Annotated in this window: 8 protein-coding genes; all 8 read left to right on the top strand. The window is 52.4% G+C overall.

Annotated features, from left to right (window positions below):
* Positions 1 to 10: 10 nt before the first annotated feature.
* The 8 genes from ACTJJJ_RS05080 to ACTJJJ_RS05045 all read left to right on the top strand — a co-directional run bounded on the left by ACTJJJ_RS05080 (position 11) and on the right by ACTJJJ_RS05045 (position 14,240).
* On the top strand, positions 11 to 2,029 hold the full coding sequence (locus ACTJJJ_RS05080) for a plastocyanin/azurin family copper-binding protein (RefSeq protein ID WP_188929965.1): 2,019 nt from the start codon (positions 11 to 13) through the stop codon (positions 2,027 to 2,029).
* Positions 2,030 to 2,152: 123 nt separating this feature from the next.
* Complete coding sequence (locus tag ACTJJJ_RS05075) at positions 2,153 to 2,809, top strand: RNA polymerase sigma factor (RefSeq protein WP_229221545.1); 657 nt, start codon at positions 2,153 to 2,155, stop codon at positions 2,807 to 2,809.
* A 261-nt stretch (positions 2,810 to 3,070) separates the two neighbouring features.
* Positions 3,071 to 4,156: a FecR family protein gene (locus ACTJJJ_RS05070; RefSeq protein WP_188929968.1), complete on the top strand. Its 1,086-nt coding sequence runs from the start codon at positions 3,071 to 3,073 to the stop codon at positions 4,154 to 4,156.
* Positions 4,157 to 4,370: 214 nt separating this feature from the next.
* Entirely contained in the window at positions 4,371 to 7,829 is a 3,459-nt protein-coding gene (locus tag ACTJJJ_RS05065; RefSeq protein ID WP_229221548.1) for a SusC/RagA family TonB-linked outer membrane protein, read from the top strand.
* 23 nt (positions 7,830 to 7,852) lie between these two features.
* Positions 7,853 to 9,385, top strand: coding sequence for a SusD/RagB family nutrient-binding outer membrane lipoprotein (locus ACTJJJ_RS05060; RefSeq protein WP_440701608.1), 1,533 nt, complete (start codon positions 7,853 to 7,855; stop codon positions 9,383 to 9,385).
* 30 nt (positions 9,386 to 9,415) lie between these two features.
* Positions 9,416 to 10,348: an RraA family protein gene (locus ACTJJJ_RS05055; protein WP_188929973.1), complete on the top strand. Its 933-nt coding sequence runs from the start codon at positions 9,416 to 9,418 to the stop codon at positions 10,346 to 10,348.
* A 55-nt stretch (positions 10,349 to 10,403) separates the two neighbouring features.
* Positions 10,404 to 11,888: a mandelate racemase/muconate lactonizing enzyme family protein gene (locus ACTJJJ_RS05050; RefSeq protein ID WP_426294556.1), complete on the top strand. Its 1,485-nt coding sequence runs from the start codon at positions 10,404 to 10,406 to the stop codon at positions 11,886 to 11,888.
* Positions 11,889 to 11,972: 84 nt separating this feature from the next.
* Positions 11,973 to 14,240: a cation:proton antiporter gene (locus ACTJJJ_RS05045; protein ID WP_188929977.1), complete on the top strand. Its 2,268-nt coding sequence runs from the start codon at positions 11,973 to 11,975 to the stop codon at positions 14,238 to 14,240.
* Positions 14,241 to 14,276 lie beyond the last annotated feature (36 nt).

Below are 14,276 nucleotides of genomic sequence, written 5' to 3'. Positions count from 1 at the left end.
TTTGTATCTAATGAAAAATATTCTTTTAACTACACTGATTACCGCTGGCTGTGTGAACGCGTTTGCGCAGTCCAAACCCAATAAGATTGACGACTATTACCGCATTATCACCATTCCGATTCCTGAAAACATCAAAATGGAAATAGGTGGGATGCAGGTACTGCCCGACGGCCGTCTCGCGACGTCAACCCGCCGCGGCGAGGTATGGATGATCGGCAACCCGTACCTGAAAGGCGACGGCAAGCCTTCGTTCCACCGTTTCGCATCGGGACTGCACGAGCCCCTGGGCCTGTATTATCGAGGTAAAGACTTCCTCGTGTCGCAGCGCGGCGAAGTTACCCGCCTCGAAGACACCGACAACGACGGTGTTGCGGATGTTTACGACTCGTTCTCGCGCTGGCCATTGTCGGGTAATTATCACCAGTATTCTTACGGACCGGTACCCATGCCGAACGGCGAAATGCTTGTTACGCTCAACCTCGACTGGGTTGGCCGCGGCGCCAGCCAGTCGAAATGGCGCGGATGGATGCTGAAACTCGGCCAGGACGGCAAGCTCACGCCCTGGGCGACGGGATTGCGCTCCCCTTCCGGCTTCGGATCGTATAAAGGCGATATTTTCTATACTGAAAACCAGGGCGACTGGGTGGGCTCAGGCCGTATGACACATCTTGAAAAAGGCGACTTCGCGGGTAACCCTGCCGGCTTGCGTTGGAGCAAAGAAGAAGGATCACCTGTGAAACTGACTCCGGAAGATGTTCCGAGCACCGGCGAACCGCTTTACGATGTTGCCAAGAAGGTTCCTGGCCTGAAACCACCGGCAGTTTGGTTCCCGCACACATTGGTGGGTATCTCCACCTCCGATTTCAAGGAAGACGTAACCAACGGGGCGTTCGGGCCATTTACGGGACAGATGTTCGTGGGTGACCAGGGACATAGCATCATCACCCGCGTTGACCTCGAAAAAGTGAATGGCGTGTGGCAGGGAACTGTCTTCCCTTTTCGCGAAGGTTTTATGTCGGGTATCCTTCGTCTGGAATGGGGTCTCGACGGCTCGATGTTCGTAGGCCAGACGAGCCGGGGATGGTCGGCAACGGGTAAGGAAGAATTTGGTATTCAAAGACTTGTATGGACCGGTAAAATGCCGTTCGAAATGAAGACTGTCCGCTCGACGCCCGATGGTTTTGAGATCACATTCACCAGTCCTATCGACAAAAAGGCCGCTGCTGAGCAAGATGCATACAAAATGAACAGTTTTACTTACCGCTACCACCGCACTTACGGCAGCCCGATTATTAACACCCAGGAAGTGCCTTTGAAAGGCATTATCGTTTCAGAAGACGGCCTGCGGGTGCGTCTGGTAGTCGATCCAGCGACACTGCGCAAAGGGTACATCCACGAAATCAAGGCGGAAGGCGTGAAATCGGCAGACGGCAACAACCTGCTGCATGCGACGGGTTACTACACATTGAACGAGATCGCCGGCGGCCAGGCGGCCAATGCGTCTCAGTTTACGACGACCGTGAAAGCAAGCACCACGATGGATCACAGTGGGCACGGCGCTGCGGCGCCCGGCGAAACGGCGCCCGGCGCAACGGCAGCCAATACCGCCGCCTCAGCCAAACGCGTGACCGAAATGCCGGCCAGCTGGACCAACGGACCGGATCAGGTGGTGACAATCGGAACCGTTCCGGGTTTGAAATTTGATATTTCCGAAATTCAGGTGAAAGCTGGCAGCAAAATTAAAGTCGTTTTCAACAACAACGACGATATGCTCCACAACCTGGTCATTACCAAGCCGGGGGCAGCCAACGCGGTTGGTGAAGCGGGTTTGAACCTGGGCTTGAAAGGCACCGAATTGAATTATGTGCCCAAAACGAATGATGTGCTTTTCCACACCAATATCGTGGAGCCTGAAAAAACGGAGGCGATCTATTTCGTGGCGCCAAGTCAGGCGGGCACCTACCAGTACGTTTGCACATTCCCCGGGCATTACTCGCTGATGCAGGGGAAACTGAAAGTAGTGAAATAACCTGCCCTTGCAGTCTTCCAACGGGGCGGCGAAACACCGCCCCGTTTTATTTTCCCCTAACATTTCCAACACAGAATAATTGCCGCCATTTCACAAGGAGAATACCCCTACCGGCGGCTTTGATTGGCACAATTCATTGATTTAATACAACATTGCCGTTACATTAAGGATTTGAATCAGGACGAAAACATATCGAATACCGGCGAGCTGAATATCAGGCTCTGGCAGCGGTTCAAGGCCGGCGACGCAGAAGCGCTCGGGCAGCTCGCCCAGACGCATTACCGGGCGCTGTACAACTATGCCACAAAGTTTTCTTCCGATCCCGATTTCATCCGCGATTCCATTCAGGAGCTTTACCTCGAACTTTGGGAACGCCGCAATTTTCTCTCCGAAACCGCATTCGTCAAGTCCTATCTACTTAAAGCGCTCCGCCACAAGCTCATCAAGGAAAGTATCCGCCTGAAACGTTTCCACGAGCCGCAAGTGGCCATTTTCGATACCGATCCGTCCGATCCTTCCATCGAAACCAACATCATCGAGGCCGAGCACATCCGCTTTCAAAACGGCCGCCTCAAACGCATCATTTCGCTGCTATCAAAACGCCAGCAAGAGATCATCTATCTCCGCTTTTATCAAAACCTCGACAACGAGGACATCGCCAGCGTCATGGGGCTGGGACGGCAGAGCGTTTCTAATCTGCTCTACCGGACATTGAAAGAGATCAAGGAAATCTGGGCTCCGGCGGAGTTTTTTTGGGTGTTGCTTTTCTTCTTATCGTAAGTAAGGAGGAAGGGAGAATGGAGATTTGAACGAGCCCGGCACGAGCAGCGGCTTTATACTTAATTTACTTTTAATTTAAAATAATACTTTTAAAAAGTATTAACCAATTTTAACTTTTTATCCTTATATCCCTCCCTTCCCTCTTCCCTTTATCACTTTTTAAAATTTTTTTTGACTTTTTTGGTTATCCCGGTATTCAAAACAGACATACTATTTTAAAGAGCCTGCAAATGCTCTGAACCGTATGTTTTTGTTTTGCCGATGAGCTTACACCGAATATTTACTGTGGAGGAACTGGCGACGGACGAATCGTTCCGACGTTGGGTTATGGCGCCTACACCGGAACTCGACCGTTACTGGCAGCAGTGGTTACTACAAAATGCCGACCGTGCGGGCGTCGCGGCACGTGCACGGGAGCTGGTGCTCGCGGTGCATGACCTCTATAAAGATGATCTTTCGGACGAAATGCTGCGGCACGAAATCGCGGAGATCACGCGTATTGCCGAAGTACGAAAAGCGGAAGGCCATATGCCTTTCTATCAGCGCGCAGTGTGGAGGGCGGCGGCTGTGCTGTTGCTCACCGGTGGTCTGAGCTGGCTTTACTACACGTCCCATAACACGATAGCGCCGTCCGGTAAAGGGCAGGAAATCACAATGGGCCAGGAAATGCTGATCAAAACCAACGCTACGGAAGTGGAAATGACCGTGCTCTTGAGCGACAAAAGCGTAGCTACACTGGCGAAAGGCAGCAGCATCCGGTATCCGCGGCAATTCGCTGCCGGAGAGCGCCAAGTGTACCTGACGGGTGAGGCGTTTTTCGACGTAGCCAAGAATCCCAGACAGCCATTCCTGGTATATACCAATGAAACCGTCACGAAAGTGCTCGGTACGAGCTTCCGTATTAAGGCATTTGAGGGTGATAATACGGAAATGATTGCCGTTAAAACCGGTCGCGTATCGGTGTATGCCAAGAAGGAATATGAAATCTCACGAGGAGCTAAACCGGCCGGTGTTATCCTGAACCCTAATCAGCAGGTGGTTTTCAACCGTAAGGACAACAAGCTCGAAAAGGCCGTTACGGCCAATCCGGTGCTACTCGCCGAATCGGCAGTGCAGAAAGAGCAGGTGTTCGACGACAAGCCGGTCGCCGAAGCATTCGATGCGCTGGGCAAAGCTTACGGCATCAGCATCGTGTACAACGCCGAAACGGTTTCCAACTGCATGATCAGTGCGCAGTTTAGCGAAGAAAATCTGAAACAACGATTGAATGCAATATGCCAGGCCATCGGTGCCGGCTATGATATGGAGAATGGTCGCGTTGTGATCAGTTCCAAAGGATGTAATTAATCTCTCTAAACCCTTTTCAGGACTAAAATCAACTACCATTAATCCCAAATTTCGCCTATGATATACCAGTAACTCTGCTCCCCTTTGAATGATAAAGAGCCAGTGATGATTGCGCCATCACCGGCCCTGCTACTCCCCTCGCCCGGACTGGAATCTGTGGCGTACAGGAGCGTTTTGTCCCATCATTTCAATTCAGAACAAAACTTTCAAAAATATGAAAAAACACCGACATCTATCCCGGCTACTTTACAGGGTTATGAGAATATCACTTTACCAATTATTAATTGCCTTTATCTTTGCCTCAGTGTCGGCAGCGGGCACCGTTGGGGCACAGGATATTCTGAACCAGAAGATCACAATCCAGGTCAGTAACCTCGAAATGAAGACGGTACTGAACAAACTCAACAAGCTGACACAGTTGCGTTTCACGTACAGTTCTTCGCTGATCAAATCGCAAAGAAAAGTTTCCATCAATGCCGTCGACAGGTCGCTTGGCGATATTCTGGACGACCTTTTCAAACCTGCCAACATCACTTACAAGATCGAAGGCAAGCAGGTTGTGCTGATTAAAAACGCCGCCGAACCCGGCAGCGCATTACCCGAAGTGATCCGCAACCAAAGCGACATCGACCGGAATATCACAGGAAAGGTGACCGACGAAAAGGGTTATCCCCTGCCCGGCGTGAACATCGTCGTGAAAGGCACGAAAGTAGGAACCGCCACGAATGCCGAGGGCTCATTCCAGCTAAGCGTGCCCGATGGCGGCGGCATGCTGGTGTTCTCGTCTGTCGGCTTCACGCCCCAGGAAATACCGTTGGGTAACCAATCGAATTACGACATTTCCATGACCCCCGACGTCCGCAACCTCGAAATGGTGGTGGTAACGGCGCTGGGTATCAAGCGGGATGCCAAAAAGCTGGGATATTCGACGGCAACGGTTAATACCGAAGAATTGACTACCAACCGCACCACCAACCTGGGTAACAGCCTGCAAGGCAAAGTAGCCGGTCTCAACGTAACACCACCCGCGAGCGGTCCCGGCGGTTCTACCAAGATCCGTATCCGCGGCCAGTCGTCATTCGGAGGCAACAACTCACCGCTGATCATTGTAAACGGCATTCCGATCAATAACAGCAGCGTTTCGGCGGGCGGCTCTAATGGAAACGGTACAGGTAACCCTACGGGCGGTTCTTCCGATGCGGGGGATGGTCTGCAAAGCATTAACCAGGACGACATCGAGTCGATGACCGTATTGAAAGGCGCCGCTGCGGCCGCATTGTATGGCTTCCGTGCGAAAGACGGTGCGATTATCATCACGACCAAAAGCGGCAGCAAAACCACCGGCATCGGCGTGGAGCTGAACTCGAATTTCCAGGCCCAGGAAGCATTGGATTACACCGATTTTCAATACGAATACGGCCAGGGAGAGTTTGGAAAACGCCCTACCACCGTGGCCGAAGCTCAAAGCTCGGGCGTTTTTGCATTTGGCGAGAAGCTCGACGGCAAACCTACACCGCAGTTCGACGGCAGTACCCAGCCTTACGTAGCCCACAAAGACCGTATCAAGCAGTTTTACCGCACAGGAACCAGTTTTACCAATTCAGTTGCATTATCAGGTGGTAATGAAAAAGGAAATTTCCGCCTCTCTTTTGCCAATACCGATGCCAATGCGATCATGCCGAATTCGGCTTATCATAAAAAAATCTTCAACCTGGGGTTGAACTACAAGTTTACCAAAAAGCTTTCCGCGCAACTGAACGCAAACTATTCCAACGAGTATAACAAAAACCCGCCGCAGATCGGTATTCAGGACATGAATGCGAACACCACCATTTATACCCTGGCTACGAGCATCGACACCGACTGGCTCAAAAACCGCAAGGACGCCAACGGTAACGAAATGCCCCTGGCGCGTTTCACCAACCGCAACAACCCTTATTGGGTGGCCTACGACCGCTTCGAAAACGTGCGCCGCGACCGGATTTTTGGAAATACTTCGGTACGCTACGATTTCACCGACTGGTTGTTCGTCCAGGGTCGCATCGGGCAGGATTATTACACGCGTCCGTACAATTACAACCGCCCGACGGGTACACGCTCAATCGGTGCCGTGGCGACCGGTTTCAACGGTTATTACTACCAGGATGTAGCCACTTTCCGCGAGCGTAACATGGACATCCTCATCGGCGCCAACAAGTCGTTCGGAGATTTCGGCATCGACATTACATTGGGTGGCAACCAGATGCTGCAGGTAAGCGACAATGTGTCTACCGCCGTAACCAACTTCTACGTGCGCGACCTGTACACCATCGCCAACGGTCAGGTCAAAAACCCGAATTACGGTTATAGTAAAAAGAAGGTTAACTCTATTTACGGATCGGCTGAATTTTCCTACAAAAACTTCCTGTTTGTGAATGTGACGGGACGCAACGACTGGTTCTCTACTTTGAACCCACAATCAAACAGCTACTTATACCCATCCGTGAGTGGCAGCTTTGTGTTCAGCCAGGCTTTCGCTAATGCACCTGACTGGCTCACATATGGCAAGCTCCGCGCTGCTTATGCGGAAGTAGGTGGTGATACCGACCCGTATTCCAACAACCTGTATTACGCTATCAATGCGAACCCTTTCAATGGAACGGCGCTGGGCAACCTGCCGTCCACCGTCAGCCCGAATGCGAACCTCCGCCCGCTTAAAGTGAAGGAAACGGAAGTCGGCCTGGAATTGAAGACATTCGACAGCCGCCTGAACCTCGACCTCTCGTTGTACCGCAAAAACACGGTGGATGAGATTCTGAACGTCAGCATTTCGAACACTTCCGGTTTCAGCCAAACGAAGGTGAATGTGGGTAAGCTGCGTAACCAGGGCGTGGAGTTTTTGCTCACCGTCGTACCAGTACGCAACGACAATTTCACCTGGGAAACCAGCTTCAACGGCAGCTATAACATCAGCAAGGTGATCGAACTTGCTGAAAGACAGGAGCGTTTCGACGTCGGCACCGGCGAATTCTTCGGTATTGTGTCACATGAAGTGGGCAAGCCGCTTGCCTCCCTCCGTGGTTTCGACTACAAGCGCGATGCGCAGGGCCGCATTATTACCTCGGGTGGTCTGCCCCAGCAGGGTAACCTCACCACTTTCGGCAGTGCGATCCCGAAATGGGTGGGTGCGTGGGTGAACACGATCAATGTGAAAGGCGTCCGCATTGGCACACAAATCGATTTCAAGGCGGGCAACAAGATCCTCTCGAACTCGAACCTGAACTTCCTGCGTGAAGGACTCTCGAAACCATCGCTTGTAGGCCGCGAAGGTGGCGTGTTGCTCGAAGGTGTAACCTCTACCGGCGAGCCGAATGCCCAACGGGTGGAAGCACAGCAATTCTATACCGCTTACCGCAGCACCAACCTCGCCTCGCCATTCGTGTACAACGGTGCATTTGTGCGCTGGAGAACGATCTCGGTGGGCTACGACCTCTCGCGTTTCGTGCGTGATAAGAGCTTCATCAAAGGCCTGACACTCTCCGCGATGTGCAACAATGTGCTCATGATCAAGAAATACATCGACAATCTCGATCCCGAAGCACAGGTATCGGCATCAGACAACCTGCAAGGCATTGAGACGCATACCTTGCCGACCACGCGGAGCTATGGTATCAACCTGAATATCAAATTGTAACCTGACTATTGAACATTGTTTTTATGAAAAGAATATTCATATATATCACAGCTTTGAGCGTTCTGGCCGGCGCGAGCTCCTGCGACAGCGGTTTTGAGGAGGTTAACAAAAACCCCGTCCTCGCGACAGACATCGATCCCATCTACCTGTTCTCCAATGCGGAATTCACGTCTGCCATTGCCACCCAGAACTACCAGATGCAGATCGTGCAACAGATTAATACACCTTACACGGGCGTACTCGAAGGCGGGAACCACAATGCCGTTTCCGATCCCAATTCGAATGCAAACTTCAATTCGCTATACCTGCAAAACGGTCCGGTGAACCTGCTGACGACCGTCCTTTACAAAACCAAGGATGATCCCGCGCGGTCGAACCTGTACCAAATGGCGCGCATCTGGAAGGCTTACGTATTCATGGTTTTGGTGGATACTTACGGCGACGTACCCTATTTTGAGGCCGGAAAAGCGTTTCTTGAAGGCATTAACCTGCCGAAATATGACGACCAGAAAGTCATTTACGACGACATCCTGAAAGAATTGCAGGAAGGTACCAAAGCGCTGGACGCGGGCAAGCCCATTGAAGCGGGTGATTTGTTTTTCAAAGGCAATATCGCGCAATGGAAAAAGCTGGGCAACTCGCTGCTGCTCCGCGCTGCTATGCGTTATTCCAAAATCGATGCAGCGAAAGCTAAGCAATATGTGGCGGTGGCTGTCGACCCGGCGAATGGCGGCTTGCAAAGCTCCAACGCCGACAACGCGCTGATCGCATTCAACAGCACATTTAACCACCCGCTGGCCAACTATTTCCAGGGAACCGAGCGCGGTAATGTGTATCTGGGCAAAGCATTGGTCGATTTTCTCAAAGAAACGAGCGACCCGCGCATCCGTGTGATCGCAGTGAAATACGAAACGCCCGGCAACCCACTCGCTACTGCCGGGGCCGAAGATACCTCGCCTGCGAACCAGGAAGGAATGCCCTACGGCTACAATGAATCGACGATCGCGAATGCGCCCGGTTTTCCGGGCAAGATTGGTTCTGCATTCAAATATTCGCAGATCAACCGCCGCACGCTGGGCAAAATCGATGCACCGGAGTTCTTCATCACCTGGTCCCAAACCAGCCTCCTGCTCGCGGAAGCGGTGCAGCGCGGATGGGCCACGGGCGACGTGAAGGCATTGTACGAAACAGGCGTGCGCGCACATATGAACCAGATGGCCACCTACGACGTGCTTGCCACCATTCCGACCGCAAGCCAGGACGCATTCCTGACGGCGAACCCGTTCCTACCTGCCAAAGCGTTGGAGCAGATCAACAACCAGTACTGGATCTCCTCGTTCCTCAACGGCTCCGAAGCCTGGGCCAACTTCCGCAGAAGCGGCTTCCCGGTACTTCCTGTGAACAATTACCCGGGTAAGGACCCGTCGGTGAAAGATTTTATCAAGAGATTGGTGTACCCTGTGCTCGAACGCTCTGTCAACGAGGCCAACTATAAGGCGGCTATCGCCAGAATGGGGCCCGACGAGCTTGGAACACCCGTTTTTTGGGATAAATAATGACTATTACTAACCCTTAATTATTCATTTATGCTTAAACAAACCTTGCTTGCAGGGGCGTTTGTGCTGGGAAGCCTTGCTTCCCACGCACAAGCGATCTCCCCTACTCCTGACCAGATTAAAGCCTACACCTCCGGCTGGAAAGGGGCACGATCGCCGGATGGCCGTCCGCACGTGTCGGATGCGATCCTGGCCCGTCTGAAAAACATTTCCATGGAAGAAGCCTGGGGCGTGCTGCGCAACAAAGGCTACCACAATCAGTTTGAAGGCGAATGGCAGCTGATCCACAACGACAGCACCATGACCGGCCGCGTGGTAACGGCGCAATACATGCCCGCCCGCCCCGATTTGCAGGACCTGGTGAAAGAAACCGGTAAAAAAGAAGGCCGCGTGCAAACCGGCGGTACCAACTCCTGGCCGATTGACGTGCTCAAAGAAGGCGATGTATACGTGGCCGACGGCTACGGCAAGATCGCCGACGGTACGCTCATCGGTGACAACCTGGGCAACTCCATTTATGCCAAATCCAAGCGCGGGGTAATCTTTTACGGCTCCGTACGCGATGTAGAAGGGTTGAGCGAGATCAACGGTTTCAATGCCTGGATCAAAGGTCAGGACCCTTCATATATTCAGCAAATGATGCTTACCAACATCAACACCCCGATCCGCATTGGTCGCGCGGTGGTACTTCCGGGGGATGTCGTTTTGGCTAAAAAATACGGGACGATCTTTATTCCGGCGCATTTGGTGGAAGATCTCGTGATTACTTCCGAGGTAACGGCCCTGCGCGACGAGTTCGGGCACCTACGCCTGCGCGAGGGCAAATACACGCCCGGGGAAATCGATACGAAATGGTCGGATGTGATCCAGAAGGACTTTTTGAACTGGGTAAATAATTACCCCGGCAAGTTGCCGATGACGAAGAAGGAGCTGGACGATTACTTGAAGGAAAGGAATTATTAGCGCGCGGTCCATAGTCGGCGGTCAAAACAAATCACGATACTAAACTCAAATCCCGATGAAAAACATTTTAAAGCAAATCATTGAATCGAATAAACAAGTTGAAAGCGCTGAAAAAGCGGTCGCAGCGGCAGAAATTGCTAACCCTGCTACCGGGGATAGCCGTCGTAATTTCTTGCGCAAAACCGCGGTAGGCGGCATTGCGTTAGGGGGTTTCATGTCGATGTCGACCGAGGATACCATTGCGCAAGCCACTTCCAAAGTAAGCCGTGCTTCCAAACCTTCGGAATTGAAAATCACCGACTTGCGGTATTGCATTGTACAGAATGTGGGCCGGACGCCCATTATCCGCATCGATACCAACCAAGGGATTTACGGCCTTGGCGAGGTGCGCGACGGCGCCGACGAGCGTTATGCATTGTTCCTCAAAAGCCATTTGTTAGGCCAAAACCCCTGCAATGTGGAGCAGCTGTTCAAATCGATCAAGCAGTTTGGTTACCATGGCCGTCAGGCGGGTGGCGTGTGCGGCGTGGAAATGGCGCTCTGGGACCTTTGTGGAAAGGCTTACGGCGTGCCATGCTGGCAGCTGCTCGGCGGTCGCTACCGCGATAAGGTTCGCTTGTACGCGGACACGCCCGAGTCGAACGATATCAACGAGTTTAAGCAAAAGATCAAATTCCGTACGCAGGACCAGGGCTACACGTGGTTGAAAATGGATATTTCGATCGGAATGCTACGGAACAATGAAGGCAGCGTTGTGAATAACAAGGTGTGGGGTGGCGGTTTCTCCCAATGGGCCGGCGATTACCATTCCTATGCCAATACCAAACACCCTTTCACCGCGATCCAGATCACACCGAAAGGATTGGAAGAAATGGCAAAAGTAGTGGAAGAAGTGCGCGGCGTGGTCGGATATGAGATACCGCTTTCTTCCGACCACTACGGCCATTTTGATCTTAACAACGGCATTCGCCTTGGAAAAGCGCTCGACAAATACCGCCTCGCGTGGTTCGAAGACATGGTGCCCTGGGAATACACCGATCAGTGGAAAACCATCTCGGATGCGCTGGAAACGCCGACGCTCACCGGCGAGGACATTTACCTCAAAGAAGGTTTCAAAGCATTGATCGAACAGCGCGCGGTAGACATCGTCCACCCCGATTTGGCTTCGTCGGGCGGCTTGCTTGAAACGAAACGTATCGGCGATTACGCTGAGGATCATGGCATTGCGATGGCGATGCACTTCGCCGGTACGCCGGTAAGCTTTATGGCCAACGTGCATTGCGCAGCCGCCACGCAGAACTTCCTGGCATTGGAACACCATTCGGTGGATGTGCCGTGGTGGGAAAGCCTCGTGAAAACCACCGACGGTCGCAAGCTGATCGACAAAGGGTATGCGCCTGTGCCTTTGGAAGCGCCCGGCCTCGGCATCGAGCTCGTTGAAGAAGAGGTTAAAAAACACCTGCATCCGAAGGACAAATCGTTCTTCGCCCCAACGCCCGACTGGAACGAAAAACGTTCGCACGACCGTCTTTGGAGCTAGGTTTTTGAAAAATGGTAGGGCGCGAAGTCCTACCATCTTTCGCCTTAATTCAGTATTTTGCGCGCTTCACTCTCATATGTACTGATGAAGAACATTCGCAACGTACTCTTTTACTGCATTACAATCGGAATATTCGCAGCCCTGCTCTACTTCTTTATCCGACAGGGCACATTCCTCGAAAAAGCCGGCCAGATTCCTCAAAAAGCACAAAGTATATCCTCCTGGGAGCAATTCACCGATACCTTCGGGCACAACCTCACCCACCCGCTCGCCACGCTCCTCGCCCAAATCGTCACCATTATCATCGTCGCCCGCCTGTTTGGCTGGATTTGCAAAGCCATCGGCCAGCCGACAGTGATCGGTGAGATCGCTGCGGGTATTTTCCTGGGGCCGTCGGTGCTCGGGATGTTCTACCCGGAAGTTTCCGCTTTCATTTTCCCCAAAACCTCGTTGAGCAACTTGCAGTTTCTCAGCCAGGTAGGACTGATCCTTTTCATGTTCATCATCGGCATGGAGCTGGATCTCAAAGTGCTGAAAACCAAGGCGCAGGAAGCGATCGTGATCAGCCACGCCAGCATTATACTGCCGTTTGCGTTGGGCGTAGGGCTGGCATTATACCTCTACACCGACTTTGCCCCCGAGGGCATTAACTTCCTGTCCTTCGCCCTTTTCACAGGTATTGCGTTAAGTATCACCGCATTTCCGGTCCTTGCACGCATTGTGCAGGAGCGCGGGCTCTCCCGTACGCGCCTGGGCATGATGGTGATCACCTGCGCGGCCACCGACGATATTACCGCGTGGTGCATCCTCGCGGCAGTGATCGCAATCGTGAAGGCCGGCGAATTTGTGAGCGCGATCTATACGATCATCCTTTCCGTTGCATATGTATTGCTGATGCTGCAATTGGTAAAACCGATGCTGAAACGCATTGGCGACCACTATGCTTACCGTGAGGGACTTACAAAGCCGGTAGTGGCGCTGTTCTTCGTCGTGCTGCTCGTTTCTTCCTATCTCACCGAGGTAATCGGCATTCACGCGCTTTTCGGGGCGTTTATGGCCGGGGTGATCATGCCTGCGAACCAACGTTTCCGCAATATTTTTATTGAGAAAGTAGAAGACGTGGCACTGGTGCTGCTATTGCCGCTTTTCTTTGTTTTTACGGGTTTAAGAACCCAGATAGGCCTGCTGAATGATCCGCATCTTTGGTATGTCACCGGGCTCATCATCGCGGCGGCGGTGATCGGTAAGTTCGTCGGAAGCGCCGTAGCGGCATTGTTTGTGAAGCAGTCGTGGCGCGACAGTCTTATTATCGGCTCGCTGATGAACACCCGCGGACTGGTGGAACTGGTGGTGCTCAATATTGGGTACGACATCGGCGTACTCTCGCCTCAAATCTTCACAATGATGGTGATCATGGCCCTCGCAACAACCTGTATGACAGGCCCCGCCCTAGACCTGATCGACAAATTCCTCCCCGCACCGAAAGACGACCTCCATCCGATACACGAGCCGTCGCGTTTTTCGGTACTCATTGCATTCGCAAGTCCGCAGGGCGGCCGCAAAATGCTTCGCCTGGCCGACAAACTGGTTTCCAAACAACCTGATGAGCAAAACATTACCGCATTGCACCTTTCGCCGAGCAGCTATCTCAACCAGGTCAATACCGAAGAATACCAGTACGAAACCTTCCGACCGATCAACGAAGAGGCCCACGAGCTCAATACTTCTTTCACGTCGCTCTTCAAACCATCGCAGAGCATCGAGCACGATATTATCGAAACCGCTAACGACGGCGATTTCGATATGCTGATGATCGGGATCGGCAAATCGGTGTTCGAAGGTACTTTTTTGGGGAAAATATTGGGTTTCACTTCCAAATTCGTTAGCCGCGAGCGCCTTTTCGATACCATTACCGGTAAGGAAAAGCTCTTCCACTCCGATGTTTTCGACGAACGGACGACGCACATCATCAGATCGGTGAAGGTGCCCGTCGGCATTCTGATCGAAAAAAATCTCGAACAGGTAAAGAATGTTTTCATGCCGCTGTTCACGCCGGAGGACCGCCGCCTGCTCCCATTCGCCGAGCGCCTTTCTGTCGTAAACGGCTTGCAAATGACGATCATGGACCCGTCGCAGACCGTAAGCCAGCACGTCGAAACCGGTGAGGCCTTGGATGCATTGCAGGAAAAATCGCCTGAAAACGTGACCATGCTTTACGAAAACGTGCTTGAAAAGGACTTTCTGCAAAGTCAGGACCTGATGGTGATCAGCCTCGAAAGCTGGATCAAAGCGGTGGAGTCGCACAGCGTGTGGCTTTCGTACTCCCCCTCCGTGCTGATCATTCGGGGCTGAGGATCCGCAGTTTATGTCAAATGTGCCTATGGTGGC

This window comes from Dyadobacter sp. 22481 (assembly GCF_052044875.1).
Taxonomy (GTDB): Bacteria; Bacteroidota; Bacteroidia; order Cytophagales; family Spirosomataceae; genus Dyadobacter; species Dyadobacter endophyticus.
The sequence above is the reverse complement of the archived record's forward strand: the minus strand, read 5'-3'. Positions and strand labels throughout refer to the sequence as shown.